Annotated in this window: 18 protein-coding genes; 15 read left to right on the top strand and 3 right to left on the bottom strand. The window is 43.6% G+C overall.

Annotated elements, in window-relative coordinates:
• Positions 1-152 precede the first annotated feature (152 nt).
• Positions 153-1,418 (top strand): tyrosine--tRNA ligase, encoded by a 1,266-nt coding sequence (tyrS, locus tag AB1K89_RS07895; protein ID WP_413054219.1) that lies wholly within the window; start codon positions 153-155, stop codon positions 1,416-1,418.
• 124 nt (positions 1,419-1,542) lie between these two features.
• Here tyrS and ku read toward each other — a convergent pair whose 3' ends face one another.
• Complete coding sequence (gene ku, locus AB1K89_RS07890; protein WP_413054218.1) at positions 1,543-2,370, bottom strand: non-homologous end joining protein Ku; 828 nt, start codon at positions 2,368-2,370, stop codon at positions 1,543-1,545.
• Between the two features lie 122 nt (positions 2,371-2,492).
• On the opposite strand from ku, the gene AB1K89_RS07885 reads away from it, so the two are divergent.
• A complete protein-coding gene (locus AB1K89_RS07885) occupies positions 2,493-4,334 on the top strand; it encodes a DNA ligase D (RefSeq protein ID WP_413054217.1) in 1,842 nt (613 codons plus the stop codon).
• Positions 4,335-4,528: 194 nt separating this feature from the next.
• Entirely contained in the window at positions 4,529-6,121 is a 1,593-nt protein-coding gene (locus AB1K89_RS07880; RefSeq protein ID WP_413054216.1) for a long-chain-fatty-acid--CoA ligase, read from the top strand.
• A 61-nt stretch (positions 6,122-6,182) separates the two neighbouring features.
• Here the strand turns inward: AB1K89_RS07880 and rpsD are convergent, their stop codons facing one another.
• The gene (gene rpsD, locus AB1K89_RS07875; protein WP_413054215.1) at positions 6,183-6,785 is read right to left on the bottom strand and encodes a 30S ribosomal protein S4; all 603 of its coding nucleotides are present in this window, start codon (positions 6,783-6,785) and stop codon (positions 6,183-6,185) included.
• A gap of 345 nt (positions 6,786-7,130) precedes the next feature.
• On the opposite strand from rpsD, the gene AB1K89_RS07870 reads away from it, so the two are divergent.
• Entirely contained in the window at positions 7,131-8,999 is a 1,869-nt protein-coding gene (locus AB1K89_RS07870; RefSeq protein WP_413054214.1) for a sensor domain-containing diguanylate cyclase, read from the top strand.
• Between the two features lie 84 nt (positions 9,000-9,083).
• On the top strand, positions 9,084-10,295 hold the full coding sequence (gene megL, locus AB1K89_RS07865; RefSeq protein WP_413054213.1) for a methionine gamma-lyase: 1,212 nt from the start codon (positions 9,084-9,086) through the stop codon (positions 10,293-10,295).
• 49 nt (positions 10,296-10,344) lie between these two features.
• On the opposite strand, the gene AB1K89_RS07860 is transcribed toward megL, so the two are convergent.
• On the bottom strand, positions 10,345-10,827 hold the full coding sequence (locus AB1K89_RS07860) for a GAF domain-containing protein (RefSeq protein WP_413054212.1): 483 nt from the start codon (positions 10,825-10,827) through the stop codon (positions 10,345-10,347).
• 211 nt (positions 10,828-11,038) lie between these two features.
• Between AB1K89_RS07860 and ezrA the strand changes: the two genes are divergently transcribed.
• From ezrA to AB1K89_RS07810, 10 genes are all read left to right on the top strand, one after another.
• Positions 11,039-12,733, top strand: a complete 1,695-nt coding sequence (gene ezrA / locus AB1K89_RS07855) for a septation ring formation regulator EzrA (protein ID WP_413054211.1) — start codon at positions 11,039-11,041, stop codon at positions 12,731-12,733.
• 217 nt (positions 12,734-12,950) lie between these two features.
• The gene (locus AB1K89_RS07850; RefSeq protein ID WP_413054210.1) at positions 12,951-14,081 is read left to right on the top strand and encodes a cysteine desulfurase family protein; all 1,131 of its coding nucleotides are present in this window, start codon (positions 12,951-12,953) and stop codon (positions 14,079-14,081) included.
• Between the two features lie 3 nt (positions 14,082-14,084).
• On the top strand, positions 14,085-15,290 hold the full coding sequence (gene thiI / locus AB1K89_RS07845) for a tRNA uracil 4-sulfurtransferase ThiI (protein ID WP_413054209.1): 1,206 nt from the start codon (positions 14,085-14,087) through the stop codon (positions 15,288-15,290).
• A gap of 84 nt (positions 15,291-15,374) precedes the next feature.
• Positions 15,375-15,584, top strand: coding sequence for an alpha/beta-type small acid-soluble spore protein (locus AB1K89_RS07840; RefSeq protein WP_252502615.1), 210 nt, complete (start codon positions 15,375-15,377; stop codon positions 15,582-15,584).
• 175 nt (positions 15,585-15,759) lie between these two features.
• Positions 15,760-17,334, top strand: a complete 1,575-nt coding sequence (gene mbcS / locus AB1K89_RS07835; protein ID WP_413054208.1) for an acyl-CoA synthetase MbcS — start codon at positions 15,760-15,762, stop codon at positions 17,332-17,334.
• A gap of 109 nt (positions 17,335-17,443) precedes the next feature.
• Positions 17,444-18,361 (top strand): EamA family transporter RarD, encoded by a 918-nt coding sequence (rarD, locus tag AB1K89_RS07830; protein ID WP_413054207.1) that lies wholly within the window; start codon positions 17,444-17,446, stop codon positions 18,359-18,361.
• A gap of 63 nt (positions 18,362-18,424) precedes the next feature.
• The gene (gene sppA, locus AB1K89_RS07825) at positions 18,425-19,429 is read left to right on the top strand and encodes a signal peptide peptidase SppA (RefSeq protein WP_413054206.1); all 1,005 of its coding nucleotides are present in this window, start codon (positions 18,425-18,427) and stop codon (positions 19,427-19,429) included.
• A 12-nt stretch (positions 19,430-19,441) separates the two neighbouring features.
• Positions 19,442-20,026 carry an RDD family protein gene (locus tag AB1K89_RS07820; RefSeq protein WP_413054205.1) on the top strand — a complete coding sequence of 195 codons (585 nt, stop codon included), beginning with the start codon at positions 19,442-19,444 and terminating at the stop codon, positions 20,024-20,026.
• 33 nt (positions 20,027-20,059) lie between these two features.
• Positions 20,060-20,566, top strand: a complete 507-nt coding sequence (tpx, locus tag AB1K89_RS07815) for a thiol peroxidase (RefSeq protein ID WP_413054204.1) — start codon at positions 20,060-20,062, stop codon at positions 20,564-20,566.
• A gap of 87 nt (positions 20,567-20,653) precedes the next feature.
• Complete coding sequence (locus tag AB1K89_RS07810; RefSeq protein ID WP_413054203.1) at positions 20,654-21,574, top strand: class I SAM-dependent methyltransferase; 921 nt, start codon at positions 20,654-20,656, stop codon at positions 21,572-21,574.
• Positions 21,575-21,766 lie beyond the last annotated feature (192 nt).

Below are 21,766 nucleotides of genomic sequence, written 5' to 3'. Positions count from 1 at the left end.
TGACGCGTACGCAGCGATAATGCGTCTTAAAGCGGAGAGTTTTTATATTCTCAAGCCGGGTGGTACCGCGTTAGTTGACATTGTGTCTAACGTCCCTGCATGATTCATTTGAATCGTGTAGGGGCTTTTTTTACTTTATTGGAGGGATTATGATGAAGAACGGATTGCTGGAAGACTTGAAATGGAGAGGCCTGCTGTATCAGCAGACGGATGAGGAAGGCCTTGAAAAAGTATTGAATGAAGAAAAAATTTCATTGTATTGCGGAACAGACCCGACGGCGGACAGCTTGCACATCGGTCATATTGTCCCTTTTCTGACGCTTCGCCGTTTTCAGCAACACGGACATCGTCCTATCGTTCTAGTGGGCGGGGCAACTGGCATGATTGGGGATCCATCCTTCAAGGCGGAAGAGCGTCAGCTTTTATCCGATGAGCAAATCGCGAAAAACGTGGCGGGCATTCGCAAGCAATTGGAGCATATTTTCGATTTCGACAGTGAAAACGGAGCTATCTTAGTTGATAACAAAGACTGGTTTGGCGAAATGTCTGCCATCAGCTTCCTCCGTGACTACGGAAAGCTGTTAAGCGTCAACTATATGCTAGCGAAAGAGAACGTTGCTTCCCGTCTGGAAACGGGCATCTCCTTCACGGAGTTTTCATATATGCTCATCCAAGGCGCAGACTTCAGCCACTTGTACGACAAGTACAACTGCCGTTTGCAAATCGGAGGCTCCGATCAATGGGGCAACATTACAACAGGACTTGAAATTATCAGGAAAACACATAGCGAAGAAGCAAAAGCATTCGGAATCACGATGCCGCTCATCACGAAAGCGGATGGCACGAAATTCGGAAAAACTGCTGGGGGTTCTGTTTGGCTTGATGCAGAAAAGACTTCGCCTTATGAGTTCTATCAGTTCTGGATTAACACGGCAGATGCGGAAGTCATCAATTATTTGAAAATCTTTACATTCATGAGCCGGGAAGAAATCGAAGCGCTTGAGGCATCTGTTCAGAATGAGCCGCACCTTCGCAAAGCTCAGCAAGCACTGGCGGAAGAAATGACGCGTCTCATCCACGGTCAGGATGCCCTCGACCAAGCGATACGTATTTCGAAAGCACTTTTCAGCGGAGACTTGAAGGCATTGACGGTTGCGGAAATGAAAGACGCATTCAAAGACGTGCCGACGGCAGAACTTACGAAGGCGGATAAAAACATCGTCGACTTCATCGTTGAGGCGGGTGTATCGCCATCCAAACGCCAAGCACGTGAAGACGTAACAAACGGCGCCATTTCTCTGAACGGAGAAAAAGTGACGGATCTTGCATACGAAATCACGGCCAAAGACCGTTTGGATGACGTGTTCACGATCGTCCGTAGAGGGAAGAAAAATTATAAAATGGTGAAATTCGTTTAATGCAAGAGGCCATCCTTTAGAGGGATGGCCTTTTTGTTGTGGAAAAGGGGGAGTCGGTGATAAACCATCGCAAGTCGGTGATAAACTCCCGAGAGTCGGTGATAACGCGTCGCCGCGGAGCCTTTTATGCTTTCATCTTCGCCGCCGCTTTTTTCCGTGGCGCAGGCTTTTTCTTTTTCGTCTTATCGAGCGATGCTTGCAACGCCGCCATCAAATCGGTTGTATTGGAAGGGGAAATTGCCTGTTTCTCAGTTTTGGCAACAGTAACATTGCCTGCTTTCTTCTCTTCGATCAATTCCATTAAAGCTGTTCTATATTCATCCGTATATTTCTCTGGATCGAATGCAGTCGTTAATTGATCGACTAACAGAAGTGCTGTATCGAGTTCCTTTTTTACGACTGTGTCTTCTTCTGGAATATTCGGGACTTCTTGTACATTTCGCACTTCATCAGGGAAGTGGATTGTTTCCATCAACAAAGCATCTTTATATACCCGGACGACGGCCAATTGCTCCTTCGAGCGGATAATGATCTTTGCCACGCCAATTTTTCCGGATTCCTTTAAAGCTTTCCGCAATAAAGCATAAGCCTTACCACCGTTAGCGTCAGGAGCCATGAAATAGCTCTTTTCGAAATAAATTGGATCAATTTCCTCCAACTTTACAAAATCAATGATTTCAACGGCTTTGTCCTCATTTTCCTTCTTCAGCTTTTCAAGCTCTTCATCATCGAGCACGACAAACTTGTTTTTCGTATACTCATACGCTTTCACGATTTCTTCGCTTTTCACTTCTTTATCGCAAATTGGGCATACTTTCTGATAACTGATTGGAGAATGGCACTCCTTGTGAAGTTGTCGCAATTTAATATCGTTGTTTTCAGTCGCCGCATGAAGCTTTATAGGGATATTGACGAGTCCGAAACTGATGCTGCCTTTCCAAATTGTATGCAATGAAATCACCCGCTTTTCTTCTTAGTATGGAAAGCTGACTCATTCCTATGTATACGAAATTCAATCCGTCAAACACTAAATAAAATCATTACCTAAAGTATTAAAAACATGGAGCGATAATTATGAAACCGATGTTGATGATGGATGCAGAGGAAATTCCTGTAGGGAAGGATTGGATATATGAAACGAAGTTCGACGGATTCAGAGCAATCCTTATATGGAATGAGGAAGGAATTCAGCTTTTTAGCAGAAATGAAAAATTACTGAACGATATCTTTCCGGAGGTCATAGAGGATTGCCGTCGTATTGAACAATTGATAAAGCCTTTTCTTCCACTCTCCTTTGACGGGGAATTGGTCTGTTTGCAAAACGATTTCAGCAGTGAATTTTCTATCGTGCAAACGAGGGGACGGATGCGGAAGAAAGAAGTGATTGCTCAACATTCCAAAATATTTCCATGCCAATATATTGTCTTCGATTTATTGTCTTTAAAGGGGAAGGATGTAACCGCCTCTGCGCTTGACAAGAGGAAGGTGCAATTGAAGAAGTGTTTTGAACAGATTGGACTGCCGAGTGCGGTCCAATATCGCCACGAAAGTTTAATTCAATTAATAGAAACGTTTACGGACGGCAATGAAATATGGAATCATGTCCGGCTTAGCAATGGAGAAGGGGCGATCGCCAAACGGAGGAAAAGTGTCTGGAGCAATGAAAAAAGGACGAATCAATGGTTGAAAGTAAAAAACTGGCGATTGGTCACAGTCATTATTACGAAATATGAACAGGTAAATGGATTTTTTACAGGCGCTATTTATAGAGAAGGTCACCTTATTGAGATAACAACATTCAAACATGGAATGACAGATGAGGAAATGAAGTCCCTTAGCGAATTGTTTCTAGCAAACGGGCAAAATATCGGAAATTCTACTTATGAGATTGCGCCATCCATCTGTGCGAACATAAATTGCATCAGCTTTGATGGGAAACATCTACGGGAACCTAGGTTCCATTCCTTTCAATTTGAAGTGAATCCAGAAGAGTGCCAGTGGCGGCGATTGCTTCGACAGGTGAACCCGATTCCTGAGCAAGTACAAATTACGCATCCGGACAAACCGGTTTGGCCGAAGGAAAGCTTGCAGAAGGATGACTATTTGCTGTACTTGCAAATGGCGGCACCTTTCATGCTTCCATTTCTCAAAGAGCGGCATCTTACCTTAATCCGTTTTCCACACGGCGTGCCGGGCGAGAAGTTTTATCAGAAAAGCGTTCCCGATTACGCACCTAATTTCATCCAGACGTCTAAAGATGAAGATATTGACTATATCGTTTGCAATGACATAACGACATTGCTATGGCTAGGGAATCAGCTTGCGCTTGAATACCATATTCCGTTTCAAACGATCGACACGACAATGCCGACAGAAATCGTCTTCGATTTGGATCCGCCTTCAGTGAAAGAATTCTCACTCTCCGTAGAAGCTGCAGTACGCATGAAGGCGATATTCGACCAGTTTCAACTGACTTCATTCATCAAAACATCCGGTGGGAAAGGGCTGCAATTATATATCCCGCTCCCATTCAATACATTCACTTATGAAGATACCCGCCTCTTCACAAAATTCGTCTCCGACTTCCTTTGCGATCAAGAGCCGCAATGGTTCACGACTGAACGCTTGAAAAAGAACAGGGGAAACAAACTATATTTGGACTACGTGCAACATCACGAAGGAAAAACGATCGTCGCTCCATATTCACCGAGAGGAAACGAACTGGCGACAGTCGCAACCCCATTGAACTGGGATGAAGTTAGAGCTTCATTACGGCCAGAGCAGTTTACAATTAACAGTGTAATGGAGCGGATGAAAACGATTGGAGACCCTTTCCGTGAATTTAGGAAAGTGGGGAATACACAACCGTTTGAAGTTGTGCTTGAACAGTTGAAGGAGTTGTTAGAGGGAAAATAATCCCGCTATTGTAAAAGCAATAGCGGGGAAAACTGAGTGAGCGGGAAATGGCGAAAGTTAAACCTTGCTAGCATTCCATATTCACGGTTCATTATTTACAAGAGGCTGAATTTTGTGATAAGGTTTACTTTATATTGCTAGGATTATATAAGGCAGTGCTAGTTTGGCAGATCTTATTATAGAGGAGGGGTATTATGGAAGTGCCATTAATTTTAACTCAGTTTTTAGATAATGCCGTGAAACTCTATGGGGATAAAAAAGCAATTATCTGTGACGACCGAGTGTTTACTTATCGAGAGATGAATGAACGAGTCAATCAGTTGTCAAATGGCCTTCGCACATTAGGTGTGAAAAAAGGAGATCGAGTGGCATTTCTGGCACCAAATACTGTAGAAATGTTGGAAGGCTTCTATGGTGTGTTTCAGCTAGGGGCAATCATGGTGCCATTGAATATTCGCTTAAAACCTGAGGATTACCTATATATTTTGAATCATAGTGAATCCAAGGTTTTGTTTGTTGATCAGGACTTATACCATTTAATCCTACCTATTAAAGAAAAGCTAGAGACCGTTGAAGAGATTATTGTGCACTACTATGATGGCACCTGTGATGAAGTAAATTATGATGAATTTTTACAGAAGCATTCAACAAAAGCTTTTAATCGGGAAGCTTTAGAAGAAACCGATGTATGTAGCTTGCTTTATACGAGTGGAACAACCGGCAATCCAAAAGGTGTAATGTTGACGCATCGCAACAATTATATCCATGCCTTAACGTGTATGCATCACTTGCGGGTTACCGACGAAGATGTTCTTGCACATGTGTTGCCAATGTTTCATGTCAACGGTTGGGGCTCACCATTCTACTATACAGCAAACGGAGCAACTCAAGTCTGTTTAAGAAAAGTTTCTCCAGATAGTATTTTTGAAGCGATTGAGAAACATGGTGTTACAGTAATGCATATGGCTCCAACGGTGTTGAATTCATTAATACAACATTACGATAAAAATCATCCGGAAATTGAGCAAAACATTCGTGTATTCATTGCAGGATCGGCACCACCAACAGCATTTGTCACTAGAGTGGAAGAGGAGCTAGGCTGGGAGTTTATCCAAGTGTACGGCATGACGGAATCTAGTCCGTTAAGTACCATCTCTAGAATTCGCCCACATATCAAAGATATTTCAAGAGAAGAAGAGTCTCGAATAAAAGCAAAAACCGGATACCAAATGATCGGCACAGATGTAAAAGTCGTTAATGAATTAGGAGAAGAAGTAGCTTGGAACGAAAAAGAAATTGGCGAACTCATTGTCCGTGGAAATGGCGTCATGAAAGGCTATTGGAAAAATGAAGAAGCGACAATGGAAGCCATTCGTAATGGCTGGCTCTATACCGGGGACATGGCTACTGTAGATGAGTATGGACATATTGGAATCGTTGATCGGAAAAAAGATGTCATTATCTCTGGCGGTGAGAATATTTCTTCCATTGAAGTCGAGGGTGCTTTATATGACCATCCAGCTATTTTGGAGGCTGCGGTCATTGCAGTTCCTCATGAAAAATGGGGAGAGACGCCTCATGCCTATGTCGTTTTACGTCCAGGGAAAGTAGCGACAGAAGAAGAACTAATTCAATTCTCAAGGGAGAAGCTAGCTCATTTTAAAGCGATTACGGGAGTCAGCTTCGTAGACGAACTTCCTAAAAATGCTTCCGGTAAGATTTTAAAAGTTCAGCTGCGTAACAACTACTGGGAGTCGGTTGGAAAAGCAGAGAGATTTGTTAACTGAACAACAACAGAAAAAACCCCGAAATTGCAAATGCAATTTCGGGGTTTTCATATGGAAGCGATTAACGAGAGTAGAACTCAACGATAAGAGCTTCGTTAATTTCAGCAGCAAGTTCGCTACGTTCAGGCATACGTACGAATGTACCAACTTTAGTGTCAGCATTGAAAGTAACGTACTCAGGAACATAGTTGTTCACTTCTAGAGCTTCGTTAACAACATCAAGGTTTTGAGATTTTTCACGAAGAGAGATCTCTTGACCAGGTTTTACGCTGTAAGATGGGATGTCAACGCGTTTACCGTCAACCAAGATGTGGCCGTGGTTAACAAGTTGGCGTGCTGCACGACGAGTGCGTGCAAGACCCATGCGGTATACGAGGTTGTCAAGGCGAGTTTCAAGAAGAATCATGAAGTTTTCACCGTGTTTACCAGGCATTTTACCAGCTTTGTTGAAAACAGTTTTGAATTGACGTTCGTTCACGCCGAACATGAAACGAAGTTTTTGTTTTTCTTGTAATTGCATTCCGTATTCGGAAAGTTTTTTACGTTGAGTAGGACCGTGTTGTCCTGGTGCGTAAGGGCGTTTTTCGATTTCTTTTCCAGTACCGCTTAGCGAGATGCCAAGACGACGGGAAAGTTTCCAAGATGGACCTGTATAACGAGCCATGAAAGACTCCTCCTCTGTTTTGGTTTTATTTTGTTGTAAAATAAGAACCAGATGTATTCAATCCATGTGCCATTCTATTATCTTGCATCCTCGCCTCAGCAGCCTCGAGGTTACACGATGCACCTTACTGAAAGGAATAGACTGGACAACAGGGATCATACAACTGCTGCAACTATTTTACACAAGGAATATCATAACAATTATTCGAAAGTGAGTCAAGCTCTTTTCCTCACGAACCAAATATATGAGAGAACTCGATTGAAAAGCTGTAAAAAATAGGTTCTATGTATTAGAATATAAGTATAGGTATAAATTACGAGGGACGTAAAACGAGGGTGATGGCAAATGAACGACAATGAATTGACATTATATGAAGTGAAATGCGCCGTTTTTGATTTATTATCAAATTTGAATGTCGAAAGTCCTCTGGAAGACAAGCTGGTACAATTCAAAGAGCTGTTCATGAATCAATTCGAAATCAAGAACGCTGCTATCCTTCTGTATGATAACAATCGTTTCGTACCGCTGTTCGATAGTGAGACTACAAAGAAAAACTGTGCTATGTGTCATGAATCTTTTACAAAAGACCATCCAATCTTCAATGTTTCATTCATGTCCCACGCTTCTGGCAGGGAATATGAATTCGCTGACGACTCGCTCATCATAAGGGATGTCCATCTTGCTCCTCTTGGCGCTCTGTTGTTCAAGGCGAGTGAAAAATGGCATGCCTTCGCCTTGACGGATCATTTGAAGGATTTGAAAAAAGCGTTCGGCACTTTCATTAGCCAAGCCGTCAAATTGCATGAGCTCTCGGTCAAGGAAAAGACTTATCGCCATTTATTCGAAGTGGCCGAGCTTTTCAACTCCACAATGGAAAGTGATGTCATCCTTGAAGGGCTTATGGAAGCGGTGATGGGATCCTATCCGGCTTATGATGTACATCTTCTCCTTTCGAATGAACAGAAAGGGAAAACGAATGAGTATAGTTTGTTTGATTATGCGAATGAGAGGGCGTCCGCTGTCGATGCCTTTCTGTCAGGGGATTTGACGATTGAAAACGCTTCGGATATTTCAAGCGTCCTTATGAATGCGCCAATTCGTGGAAGACAGGGAATTTACGGTGTCTTACAGATCACTGCCCCGAAAGACACGGAATTTACAGTGACGCAGAAGAGTTTTATACGATCGATAGCGAATGCCGCGGGTAGTGCACTTGAAAATGCGAGTCTTTACGACCAATCCCATCGGCTCGTCGACGATTTGCGCTTAGTGAATGAAGCTTCAAGGAAGTTGAACAACAATTTGGAGCTTGACGAAATGATCGCCTATCTCAAAAACCAATTTCTGAAAGCTTTTTGCCCGAACGAGATGGCGTTTGTTTTTTATGATGATCAATGCAGCTATTCCATTTCCCCTTCGAGTACGCCATTCTTCACGAATGACGCTGGGAAGAAATATATAGATTCAGTTTCGGCCCGCTTATGTAAGGGGGAAGAAGCGGTTTTTGACGCAAATACAAACATATGCCCCGATGATGTCTATAGTTTCAAATCCATTGTCGCCCTCCCAATAAGCAATGGTGGTGAAATGATCGGATTCGTCATCCTCATGCACCGGGAAGAGTACTTTTTCTCATTTGACAGTTTCAAATTGATGCGCTCGCTCATCCGCCATTCATCGCTTGCGATATCGAACATTATGCTGCGCGATCAATTGCAGGAACTTGTCAATAAAGATCATTTGACAAAATTATTCACCCGTTCGTATTTAGATGAAATTGTCAACTCTACCATGGAAAAAGAGGAATGCGGTGTCTTCATCTTAATGGATGTCGATGACTTCAAGTTGGTTAACGACTCCTATGGTCATACGACGGGAGATTTAGTGCTGCAGCAAATCTCGACCTTTATCCTGTCCAAAGTGGAAGGCCGAGGGATTGCTAGCAGGTGGGGCGGTGAGGAAATTGCCATCTTTGCCCCTTCGGCAACGGTCGACGAAGGTGTCGATTTAGCCCGGCAACTTGTGGAGGGAATCCCTGGAGCAACCGATCCGAGCGTAACGGTATCAATTGGTTTGAGCGGCTGGTCTCCAGAAGACGGTAAGTCTTATAAGGAGCTTTTCCAATCTACGGATTCTGCTTTATATGATGCGAAAAATAATGGAAAGAACCGGTTCGTTCTGCATGGAGCGGCTTCGGCGATAAATTGTCGCTGAAGTTGCTCTTTTTCTTTTTCGGAAAAGAGGGTAAAATGAAAATAGGAAATGTAAGTGCTTACAATAGTGAAGGGCGGAATGGAAATGAAAAAAACGACACTCCATAAAGACACGCTTGTGATCCATGAAGGCTATGATGATACAAAGCATCACGGCAGCTTAGCGGTGCCACTCTATCAGACTTCGACATATTCTTTTGAAAATGCGGTTCAAGGGGAAAAACGTTTTTCCGGTGAAGAGGCGGGTAATATTTACTCGAGGCTTGGCAATCCGACAGTCCGTACACTGGAGGAAAGAATGGCCGCGCTTGAAAACGGGGCGGGTGCACTTGCTTTTGGCTCAGGAATGGCAGCTGTAAGCTCCATTCTTGTCCACTTGACGAAAGCGGGGGACCATATCATCTGCTCGAGGGGAATCTATGGATGTACGTTCGGCTTACTCGGAATCATGCAAGAGAAATATAATATTACCCATAGCTTGATCAGCATGACGACTGAGGAAGAGATTGAAAGGGCGATTACTCCGGATACCGTATGCATTTATGTAGAAACACCAATCAACCCGACGATGGAATTGGTTGATTTGAAATTGGTCTGCGATGTAGCTCAGAAACACGGATTGACTGTAGTCGTAGATAACACTTTCACATCCCCATATTTGCAAAACCCAATCGATTTTGGCGCGGATTTTGTCTTGCATAGCGCAACGAAATATATTAATGGACATGGAGATGTCATCGCGGGATTGCTTGTAGGGAAAGATGCCGATGAGATGCACAAACTAAAGATGACGGTCCAGAAAGACTACGGAGCGATCATGTCCCCATTTGACGCATGGCTGCTCATCCGGGGATTGAAGACACTGCCCGTCAGGATGGAAAGGCATACGGCAAATGCCGAAAAAATCCTCGCTTATTTGAAAAATCAGCGGCTTGTCGAAGATATCTATTATCCTTTCGATCAAGGAAATCCGCAGTTTGAAATTGCTCAGCGTCAAATGAAAGCTGGCGGCGGGCTCATTTCATTTACAGTGAAAGGCGGCAAGGAAGGTGCCCAAACGTTCATGGATAGTCTCTCGTTGATCAAAATTGCCGTCAGTCTTGGAGATGCCGAGACGCTCATTCAGCACCCGGCTACAATGACGCATTCAGGCGTGCCGGGAGCGGACCGCTTACAGATGGGCATTACGGACTCCTTGCTCCGTCTATCTGTCGGTCTCGAACACGCAGACGACCTTATCGCCGACTTGGATTCCGCATTTATCGCACTGGAACAGAACCGTTCGACACATGCATGAAAAAATGCCCGGCGTGAACCATACGTCGGGCATCTTTACCTTCTATTTATTAGATATGTTTAACAAGCACTTCCACAAATTGCTCGAGTCCTTCTTGATCGTCTTCATTAAAACGATCATACTCCGGACTGTCGATATCAAGAACACCGATTACTTCCCCGTCTTTCATCAACGGAACGACAATTTCGGAACGTGATGCGGCATCACATGCGATATGTCCCGGAAACTGGTTGACGTCAGGAACTAATATGGTCTCTTTCTTTTGCGCTGAAGTCCCGCATACGCCTTTCCCAAGTGGAATCCGGATGCAAGCAGGCAAACCTTGGAATGGACCGAGTACGAGCTCATCCTCGCTATCCATCATATAAAACCCAACCCAATTGATACGATCGAAAAATTGATTCAGCAAAGCAGAGGCATTGCTTAAATTCGCATAACGGTTGCTCTCTCCGGAAAGTAGCGCATCAAGCTGTTTTGCCAGTTGTCCATACTTCTCCTTCGGGATATCTGAATAATCAGTTGTAGTAAACAAAAAAACACCCCCTGAATATAATCCTCTTTAGTATACGTTTCTCACGGATTTTCTACAAATTTCGCGGGAATCAGCCTCAAAAACACCTTTTTCCCTATAATTCGTCCAAATTCATACGAAAATGCTTTAAACATGTTACTATATAAGATAATATTATTTTTAACTAGTGGTTAAAAGTTCATTTCAGTGACTTCGGAATAGGGGGATCACAATGGTGAAATATTTCATCATTCCAATTATTGTTCTACTTGTGCTCATTACCATCGCCTTTTTATTCAGGCGTAAACATATTAGCGAAATCAATAAACTGGAACATGAGAAGATGCAAATCCAGAATAAGCCGATTTTTGAAGAGATGATGAAAGTCAAACAATTGAATATGACAGGAGAAACAGAGGAGAAATTCGAACGGTGGCGCAATGAGTGGACAGAAGTTGTGGACGTACATATGCCAAAAATTGATTCTTTGCTATTTGATGCGGAGGATATGATTGATCGGTTCCGTTTCAAAAAAGCGACAACGTTAGAAAAAGCGATCCAGGAAAAAATCCGCCAATGTGATAAGAGGAAAAACGACATATTGGAAGAGCTGAATGAATTGATCGGCAGCGAGGAAAAGAACAGGATTGAAATCGAAAACCTTCGTGATCAATATCGATTGGCAAGGAAAACAATTTTGGCTCACCAGCACTCTTTTGGAATGGCTGTCGGGCCATTGGAGAAAGAGCTCGAATCCTTCACTCCGAAATTCGAGGAGTATGATGAGTTGACGGCTAATGGAAATTACCTACTTGCGCGCGAAATCGTCATTTCCCTGTCTTCGAAAGGTGAGCGGTTGTCGACACTTATCCATGAAATCCCGTCATTATTGACGGAGCTTCAAAACAAAATGCCTGCATCCATCCGGGAATTACGGAACGGAATTAAAGAAATGGAAGACCAATCTTATTACTTGGGGCATTTGAATCTGCCAAACCAATTGGATGAAATCGAAGAAGGGATCGGGGAGCAGTTAACGAAGCTGGCCGAACTTGATATCGATACGGCGCGACAAAACGTATTGGATATGAACGACCGCATTGATGCCTTTTATGATTCATTAGAAAATGAAGTGAATGCAAAGCATTACGTTGATTTCCATTTTGCTGAAGTCGAGGAATCGTTAGAAGCGATCATACAATTGACGAGGGCAACGTCCGATGAAGCTGTCTACGTTCAACAGAGTTACCGCCTCGATGAAAAAGAAGCGAAATTGCCGCAGTTTAGCTTGAAAAAGTTGGAGACGATCCAAAATCGTCATGATAACTTGAAAATGATGCTAGAGGAAGAACAATCTGCATATTCATACTTGCAATCGGAATTGAAAGGCATTTCCGAAGAGCTTGAAGAAATTGCAATGGAACAAGAAAGTCTCGCTAATCGGATGAAAAACCTTCGAATAGATGAAAATAATGTCAGAGGTAAACTGGATAATCTTGCGCGTGATTTGCAAAACGTAGATCGGAAACTTCATCGTGGAAATATCCCAGGCATTCCAGACGAAATGGATGCACGGCTTGAGGAAGCGGAAGAGCAGCTATTCCTTGTCAGCCAAAGCTTGCAGGAAGTTCCGTTAAATATGTCGGTTGCAGAAAGCTATTTGGCGAATGCGGAATCCGCTGTAAAAGAAGTGAATGAAAAGGTCGATGAGCTTTTGGAAAACGTCATGCTTGTTGAACGGATCATTCAATACGGAAATCGCTACCGTGCGTCCAATCCAGAGATGCATGAAAGATTGCTCGATGCAGAAGAGTCATTCAGACAATTCCGATATGCGAAAGCGCTGGAAGAGGCAGCTACGGCCGTGGAAGCGGTCGAGCCGGGTGCGATGAAGCGAATCGAAGAAATGTTGCAGGAACAAGTTTAACTTAATCAAGCAATTGATAGTGGGTTGACGTTAACGAGCCACCGGCATACTAAGTGCAGGTGGCTTTGTTGTGCGAAAAGCGAAAGGCGCTTGCTTAGATGCGACGGGCATAAGACGAAGATGCGGCGTGGCTTTTTGCCACAAAGCAGATTTGGCTTATGACCCGAGCATCTAGCGCCTGTAGCTGGACAACGAAAAGTGAGAAAGGAAAATCTATATGATTTATTTTGATAATAGCTCAACGACGCAGCCTGATGAAAGTGTACTCGATTCTTTCATCGCTGCGAATAAAAAATATTACGCAAATCCCGCTTCGTTGCATGTGCTAGGAAGGGAAGCGGAATCTCTATTGAGTCGTTCGAAGGAACAGATGCTGGCACTCGTCGGCAATGAAGATGGTGAAGTCGTACTTACATCAGGTGGAACCGAAGCGAATAATTTGGCCATCTTCGGTTTAGCTGAAGCTTATCGATCTAGAGGAAACCATATTATTACGACTCAAATTGAACATCCTTCCGTATTGAATGCGTGCCGTGAATTGGAGAGTAAAGGATTTCAAGTGGATTATTTGACGGTAGATGCCGAAGGGCTTATTTCGCTCGAGGAACTTGAGAAGACGTTGAAAAAAGATACAATCCTCGTCAGCATCATGCATGTCAACAACGAAATCGGCACAATCCAACCGATCCTGCAGTGCGCTGAACTGATTAAAAAAAATAGCCGCGCAGTTTTTCACTCCGATTGTGTCCAAAGTTTTGGGAAGCTGCATGTCGATATGGCCTCATTACAATTAGATGCGATCACCATTTCTGCACATAAGGTTAACGGCTTAAAGAACTCCGGCGCATTGATTTTGAAAAAAGGCATCACGCCTCATGCTATCAATTTTGGCGGTGGTCAAGAAAACGGCTTGAGAAGTGGAACTGTTTCCGTTCCGAATGCTGTTGCGATGGCTAAGGCGATGAGAATCAGCTCGGTATTAGAAGAAAGGGCAGATTATAGGGAATGGCGGAATTTGCTCATGGAAGTATGTCGTCCATACGACAACATACACATTCTTTCGCCGGATAATGGAGCGCCACATATATTATCCATTGCTTTCAAATCGATCAATGGAGAAGTGGCGGTAAATTATTTTCAAGAGCATGGCATCATCATCTCAACTTCGAGTGCCTGCTCGTCCAAAACTAAAGATGCTGGACATGTCATCGAAGCGATCGGATTGGAGAATAAATTTAAAAACGGTGTCATCCGTATCAGTTTCGGCAACACTAATACAAAAGACCAAGTAGTCGAATTTATAAACGTGCTTAAAAGCTTTGTGGAATTGATTGAGAGGGGAATGTAACTAATGAAATGGAAAGAAATTTTAATTCGTTATGGAGAATTGTCTTTAAAAGGACGAAATCGTAACCATTTTGTACGAAAGTTAAGAAATAACATAAAAGATGCATTGACTGATTTGAAATCTGTTCAACTGCGTGCTGAACGGGATCGTATGTTTTTACTTGCAGATGATGAGGCCGATATGAAAGAGGCGATTGAACGGTTGCCGCATATTTTCGGCATCCAATCGTTCAGTCCGGTCGCCATGTGTGAGGCGGATCTTGACGCAATCAAACAGAAAGCGCTTGAAGTGATTGGAACCGAACATACGGCAGGAAAAACATTCAAAGTGGAAATAAAGCGTGCCGACAAAACATTCCCATATGTAACGGGTGAACTGCAACAAGCAATTGGTGGACATGTATTGCACCATTTCCCTGAACTTACCGTTCAAGTGAGGAAGCCCGATATTATGTTACTCGTCGATATTCGTAAAGAAGGGGCATTCCTCACGTCGAAAGTATATAAAGGGGCAGGAGGCATGCCTGTTGGGTCCAATGGGCATTCTTTGCTCATGCTATCGGGAGGCATTGATAGCCCAGTCGCGGGATACCTTCTAATGAAACGCGGCGTCTCGATCGATGCAATCCATTTTGCAAGCCCTCCATATACGAGCGAGTTAGCAAAACGGAAAGTGATGGATTTAACAGAAAAACTTTGCTCATTCGGAGCCCCGGTCCGCCTACATGTCATCCCGTTTACAGAACTGCAACAAGCAATCGTCAAACAAGTGCCTGACAACTTGACGATGACAACAACAAGAAGGATGATGCTTCAAATCGCCGATAAAGTGCGAAAAGAAATTGGCGCATTAGCATTAGTTACTGGAGAGAGCCTTGGTCAAGTGGCAAGTCAGACACTTGAAAGCCTGACTGCTATTAATGAAGTGACTGCAACTCCTATCCTTCGTCCATTAATCGCGATGGATAAACTGGATATAATCGAAATTTCCCAACAAATCGGGACATATGATACTTCAATTAGACCATATGAGGATTGCTGTACAATCTTTACCCCGAGCAACCCAAAAACAAAACCGAAACTTGAACGGGTTCTTCATTTCGAAAGCTTTTTTGATTTTCAACCTATGATTGAAGAAGCGGTGAAAAACAGAGAGGTTATTGAAGTTTGGCGGCAGCAAGAGAAGGATGAATTCGAGGATCTTCTATAATATAAAAGAAATAATTCCCATTGTACCTCCTGCATGAATTTCCGGAAACGGTCCATTCTATATGCACAAGGAGGTGACAACGACATGGCTAACAACAACAGCGGCAACTCGAACCAACTCCTAGTTCCAGGGGTACAACAAGCGCTTGACCAAATGAAAAACGAAATCGCAGCAGAATTTGGTGTAAACCTTGGACCAGACTCCACATCGCGTGCCAACGGTTCCGTCGGCGGAGAAATTACTAAGCGATTAGTGCGTCAAGCCCAACAACAAATGAAGGGTTTCCAACAATAATAACGAATGCATTAAAGCTGTCCCGGATTTCCGGGGCAGTTTTTCTTTTATTACACATCAGTCTTGACTTCGAATAGAAAGCTTATTCAACATTTCTGAAAGAAAAATGAATATGTTTTGAACTTTCTACAAGTCGTTTGTATAATTGAGTCATACGTAAAAGGGGGAGATCAGTTTGAATCGTGATGAATTACTTGCACCGGAAATGTATAACCTCGTTTCTGAATTCGAGCGGTACGCAACGGGAAAAGAAAAGCGTGCACTAATTTATGTTAATTCAGATGGACAGGAAAAGTACATTACATACGATGAGTTAATGGCTTCCGCGAATAAAGCCGCAAACGTATTTATCGAAAATGGATTGGGAAAAGGAGATGTCATTCTCGTTATGGTTCCCCGAACGATCGATGCGTACGTGACATATATAGGAGCATTAAAGGCTGGGATTGTTGTCATTCCAAGCTCTGAAATGCTACGTTCCTCTGATATCGAATATCGCTTGGAGCACAGTCGGGCGAAAGCGATTGTCGCCTACGATGCGTTTATGGATCAGTTTGAAGCCGTGAAAAATCTACAAGACGTCCAATTGTTTGTAATCGGCGAAGCGAGTGACGGACAGAAATCATTAACTCGTCTGATGGAATCTGCTTCATCGAAATTCGATGCTCCACCGACAAAAAGTTCGGATATGGCGTTTCTATCATACACATCGGGCACGACAGGAAAGCCGAAAGGGGTCGTCCATACACATGCATGGGCTTATGCACATTTACGGACCGCGGGACCGAACTGGCTTGGCATAGAAGAAGGGGACGTCGTATGGGCGACCGCTGCGCCGGGATGGCAAAAATGGATTTGGTCCCCTTTCCTTTCCGTGCTGGGCAGCGGCGCGACAGGTCTTGTTTATGACGGGAAATTCGATGTGAAAACTTATTTGGATCTAATCAAAAAATATGCCGTAAACGTGCTATGCTGTACGCCTACGGAATACCGGTTCATGGCAAAAGCTGAAAACTTACAGGACTATGACCTATCCTCACTTCGTAGCGCCGTATCCGCAGGCGAGCCGCTAAACAGGGAAGTGATCGATATTTTTGAGAAGATATTCAATCTTGCGGTCAGGGATGGATATGGGCAAACGGAAAATACACTTCTTGTCGGGACGATGATAGGGATGGAAGCAAGGCCGGGCTCGATGGGGAAACCTACGCCAGGAAACAAGGTCGATATTATCGATGAAGAAGGGAAGCCGGTTTCCGCAGGAGAGGTGGGCGATATTGCCGTCCACATTTCAACGCCTGCTCTCTTCAAAGAGTATTTAAATGACCCTGAAAGGACAAAAATGCAATTTAGGGGCGAATACTATGTGACAGGGGACCGGGCGAAACTCGATGAAGATGGATACTTCTGGTTCGAAGGGCGGGGCGATGATATTATTATCAGCTCAGGTTATACGATCGGACCCTTTGAAGTTGAAGATGCATTGACGAAGCATCCGGCAGTACGTGAATGTGCAGTTGTCGGCAGTCCAGATGAAGTTCGGGGCAGCATCGTCAAAGCGTTCATCGTATTGCGTAATCCCGAAATGGAGCATCATGAAAATCTCGTGCAAGAATTGCAGGAACATGTGAAGACATTGACGGCTCCTTATAAGTATCCACGCAAAATTGAATTCGTGAAAGAATTGCCGAAGACCGCCTCGGGTAAAATCATGCGAGTCGAATTGAGAAAGTTAGAAAAGAATAAATGAAAGCCTTAGACCGTCCTATGCCCGAATGGCATGGACGGTTTTTCCTTCGCGGGTTTACGAATGGTTTTGAAAGGACTATAATTGTCCTATTCGAAAGGAGGGTGCCTGAATGCAGTCTGAAAAAAGTGGTATCCTATGGGTCGTCGGAGCCTTCCTCATTTGGGGATTCATGCCGATTTACTGGAAGCATCTTGAACATGTGCAAAGTGATGAAATTCTAACGGGGCGGATTATGTGGGCATTCGTTTCAACAGTCCTTGTTGTTTTGCTCATGAAAAATGGCAGACAGCTTATTTATGATATTCGGGAGCTGTGGAAAAGCCAGTCTCAATTTTGGAGTCTTTTCGTCGCAACCGTGTTAATCACGGCAAATTGGTTCACCTACATATGGGCGGTCAATCATAATTACATCGTACAAACGAGTCTTGGTTATTATATTAATCCTTTAGTATCTGTCTTACTCGGAATCTTCTTTCTGAAGGAGAAGCTTTCATCCTCACAGAAGATCGCTTTCCTGCTTGCCTTTACGGGAGTCATCATCTTGACGGTTTCATACGGAAGATTTCCGTGGATCGCTTTAAGTCTTGCAATTACTTTCGCTGTTTATGGATTCATTAAGAAAAACATCAAATTGGATGCCCTTCGTGGATTGGCGATCGAGACATTATTCATTACGCCATTCGCAGTTGGCTATTACACCTATTTGTTCATGAAAGGGCAAGCCGTCTTTTTACACGGAGATACTAAAACGGATATCCTCCTCATCTTTACAGGCATCGCAACTGCACTTCCACTTGTCATGTATTCGAAAGGAGTTCGGATGATTCCATTGTATGTGGCGGGTTTCATCCAATATATTGCCCCTACCATGATGTTGTTCCTAGGTGTAGTTGTCTACAAGGAATCGTTTGGTGGAATTGAAATGCTATCATTTTCTTTAATATGGGCAGCACTTATTCTTTTCACGGTTTCAAAGGTTTATGAATCAGTTTTGACAAAACGGAGCGCTCATGAATCTTCCAAGTAAAATGAAACATTTGTCAGGATTGAAACGTATACAATGATGCAGGAAAGAAGGGGGAATTACATAATGGCGATGAAAAGATGGATCGCAATCATCGTAGCTGCGGTGCTTATCTTCATTTCAATAGGCATCAATTCGCTTTCGTATTTATTCACGAGAGATTTCAGTGGTTTCATGGAAGAATTGGCAGCAGGAAATACGGGTTATAGTGAAGTGGTCATTGAACAAGGAAAAGGAAGGGATCGAATTGCCGTTCTTACATTGGATGGCGTCATCCAGGATGTTGGCAGCTCCTTATTCGCATCCGGCGGTTACAACCACCAGGTATTCATGTCTCAGCTTCATGATATTTTAAACGATCAAACGGTCAAAGGTGTTGTCCTATCAGTGAACACGCCAGGTGGCGGAGTTGTGGAGTCATCGGATATTTATGATGCCATTAGGGCAATCCAAACCGAAAGGGAAATTCCGGTTTACGTAGCAATGGGTGGACTGGCCGCATCAGGAGGCTATTATGTATCAGCACCAGCTGAAAAAATATTCGTACACCCTGAAACAATTACTGGATCTATCGGGGTCATCATGGAAAGCGTCAATTATGCTAAGCTTGCCGAAAAGTATGGGATTGATTTTAATACGATTAAAACAGGGCCTTACAAAGATATCATGAGCGGCTCCCGTGAAATGACTGAAGAAGAGCATGATATGCTTCAAGAAATGATCAATGATTCGTATGATCGGTTTGTGTCGATTGTTGCAGAGGGCCGCGATATGTCGACGGAACAAGTGAAGAAAGTGGCGGATGGCCGCATAATGAACGGCAGACAGGCGATTGAATCTGGTCTTGCAGATGATTACGGCAAAATGGGCGATGTCATCGATGCATTGAAAGCTGATTATAAGTTGGAAAATGCAACGGTCTTTGAATACGCGCCGATGGATAGCTTAGGCTCCATTTTCGGAGTGAAGGTCGGAAATCTATTCGGACGCAATATTGAGTCGGAACTGATCGGGAAATTGCTTTCCGATTACTATGCACCACGGATGATGTACTTATATGGAGAAAAATAAGGAGGGAAAGGCATGACGGATCATATTGAAGATAATCAGTCGATTAGGGACATTCCCAAGCCGGATCGCCTCCCTGAATATGAAATTGTCCGAACGGAGCGCTTTATACCGAAATTTGCCGGTTTTTGGACACGTTTCTGGGCATATGTCATTGACTTGCTGATCGTTTCATCGATAAGCGGAATATTCATCAAACCGGTATTCAGGGTTTTAGATATTAAAATTTCCAATCCTTCATTTCTTTTATTCAGCCCATACAAAGTGACACTCCTCATTCTTTTTCTAGGCTATTTCGCACTCATGACGAAAGTTGCCGGTCAGACAATCGGGAAAATGATTTTAGGAATAAAAGTCGTCAGACAAGATGGCGGAAAGCTGACTTGGGGCACGATTCTTTTTAGGGAAGTGATTGGTCGCTTCATTTCTAAGCTTCTTACAATCCCTTATTTGCTCGTTGTCTTCATGCCGAACAAGGAGTCCTTGCACGACCTTTTTGCTGACACGTTCGTCATCCATGAACAATCATTTGAAAGGGAAGTCATTGAGACGCGGCAGGAGCGCAAGGGTGAAGAGTTGCATGCCGGAACAATTGTTTAGTAGAATGAACTGAAATGATAAGGAGGCGTCTTCATGGTAAATGTCACTTTTAAACAAAACCCGGTCACATTGCTCGGAAAAGAAGTAACAGTAGGCGACAAAGCTCCAGATTTCACAGTTCTATCCAATGATTTGCAACCGGTTACGCTGAATGATTCGAAAGGGAAAATTCGCTTAATCAGCGTTGTTCCATCCATCGATACTGGTGTTTGCTCAGAGCAAACGCGTAAATTCAGCCAAGAAGCGACTTCGCTCGGAGATGATGTGGAAGTGCTCACGATTTCCGTCGACCTTCCTTTTGCACAAGCAAGATGGGGTGCAACAGAAGGGGTCAGCAATGTCCAGACATTATCGGACCATCGGGACCTTTCATTCGGAGAAGCATACGGTGTCGTCATGAAAGAGCTACGGCTATTGGCGCGCTCAATCTTCGTTGTCGACAAAGACGATACAGTCACTTATGTCGAGTATGTTATGGAAGGCACAGACCATCCTAATTATGAAAAGGCGATTGCAGCAGTAAACGAACTTACGAAATAATTGGCTGGCCCACTCGGCAACGGGTGGGCCACATTACCGTTATAAAAAGATTTTAGCAAGGCATATTTTGGATTAGAGGGATATTATATGGTGACAAATACTGAACAGATTTTTACATTTTTAAATGATTATGCAGAAGCGAAAAAAGAAGATCTTTATTTGGAAGCGCTCATCGAGGCTTGCCAACAATGGCTGTCGGAGGAGAGCATGCCCCGCTTGACTCCTTCCGTGACAAAAGAGGAAATCCGAAGAGGAATTCAGCTCGCTGTCCTAAAGGGGATGAAAGAGCAAGCTCAGCCAAATCATCAAATGACACCGGATGCAATCGGCATGCTCATCGGGCATTTCGCAAACAAACTGATGCAACATAAAAATCAAACAACTTTACTTGATCCGGCAGCGGGAACGGGCAATTTACTGTTCACCGTCATGAATACACTAGGTGATAAAGTTAACGCGACATCTGTGGAAATCGATGAACTGCTCGTCAGATTGTCCGCAGTTACTGCTGACCTTCTGGAACAGCCAGTCCGATTTTTCATCCAGGATGCATTGCGGCCATTGCTTGTCGATCCTGTTGACTTGGTCGTTTGCGATCTTCCAGTCGGCTATTACCCTGATGATGACAATGCGCTCAACTTCGAAATGATGCCTGCGGAAGGACATGCATTCGCCCATCATCTATTCATCGAACAGTCGATGAACCATTTAAAAGAGGGCGGATATGCAATCTTCCTGACGCCGGCATCCCTTTTTGAATCGGATCAATCAGAGGTACTTCACCGCTATTTGAAAAAGAATGCTGTCATACGGGCAGTCCTCCAACTTCCGGCTACATTATTCCGTAGCGCTGCACACGAGAAAAGCATCTTCATCTTGCAGAAGCCGTACGCTGAAATGAAAGCCAAGCCGGATGTACTGCTGACAAAAGTGCCGAATATGTCGGATAAACTAGCGATGTCCCGCTTCCTCGAACAAATCGATGACTGGATAGGAGAAGAATCCTAAATACTTTTAATTTCCGTTTCAGTCGGTTTAAATTAACCCCTTCTTATCCCTCTATGGATTGGAAGGGGTTTTTGTATGGCATTCAATGAGTTGGAGTATTGAATTGGCTGTGTGATATTATCCCTTTCCTGCATACTTTAGTGAGAATAAGGGAAAGTATTTATTCAAGAAGTAATTATGATTCGTCTGTAT

The organism is Sporosarcina pasadenensis (assembly GCF_047228845.1).
Taxonomy (GTDB): domain Bacteria; phylum Bacillota; class Bacilli; order Bacillales_A; family Planococcaceae; genus Sporosarcina.
Note: the sequence above shows the minus strand (reverse complement) of the source record. Positions and strands in the feature narration are given on the sequence as shown.

Bases quoted from the DNA above. Each gene is read 5' to 3' on its own strand.
- tyrS (WP_413054219.1), top strand. From the start codon at position 153: ATGAAGAACGGATTGCTGGAAGACTTGAAATGGAGAGGCCTGCTGTAT.
- AB1K89_RS07885 (WP_413054217.1), top strand. From the start codon at position 2,493: ATGAAACCGATGTTGATGATGGATGCAGAGGAAATTCCTGTAGGGAAG.
- AB1K89_RS07880 (WP_413054216.1), top strand. From the start codon at position 4,529: ATGGAAGTGCCATTAATTTTAACTCAGTTTTTAGATAATGCCGTGAAA.
- rpsD (WP_413054215.1), bottom strand. From the start codon at position 6,785: ATGGCTCGTTATACAGGTCCATCTTGGAAACTTTCCCGTCGTCTTGGC.
- AB1K89_RS07870 (WP_413054214.1), top strand. From the start codon at position 7,131: ATGAACGACAATGAATTGACATTATATGAAGTGAAATGCGCCGTTTTT.
- megL (WP_413054213.1), top strand. From the start codon at position 9,084: ATGAAAAAAACGACACTCCATAAAGACACGCTTGTGATCCATGAAGGC.
- ezrA (WP_413054211.1), top strand. From the start codon at position 11,039: ATGGTGAAATATTTCATCATTCCAATTATTGTTCTACTTGTGCTCATT.
- AB1K89_RS07850 (WP_413054210.1), top strand. From the start codon at position 12,951: ATGATTTATTTTGATAATAGCTCAACGACGCAGCCTGATGAAAGTGTA.
- thiI (WP_413054209.1), top strand. From the start codon at position 14,085: ATGAAATGGAAAGAAATTTTAATTCGTTATGGAGAATTGTCTTTAAAA.
- AB1K89_RS07840 (WP_252502615.1), top strand. From the start codon at position 15,375: ATGGCTAACAACAACAGCGGCAACTCGAACCAACTCCTAGTTCCAGGG.
- rarD (WP_413054207.1), top strand. From the start codon at position 17,444: ATGCAGTCTGAAAAAAGTGGTATCCTATGGGTCGTCGGAGCCTTCCTC.
- sppA (WP_413054206.1), top strand. From the start codon at position 18,425: ATGGCGATGAAAAGATGGATCGCAATCATCGTAGCTGCGGTGCTTATC.
- AB1K89_RS07820 (WP_413054205.1), top strand. From the start codon at position 19,442: ATGACGGATCATATTGAAGATAATCAGTCGATTAGGGACATTCCCAAG.
- tpx (WP_413054204.1), top strand. From the start codon at position 20,060: ATGGTAAATGTCACTTTTAAACAAAACCCGGTCACATTGCTCGGAAAA.
- AB1K89_RS07810 (WP_413054203.1), top strand. From the start codon at position 20,654: ATGGTGACAAATACTGAACAGATTTTTACATTTTTAAATGATTATGCA.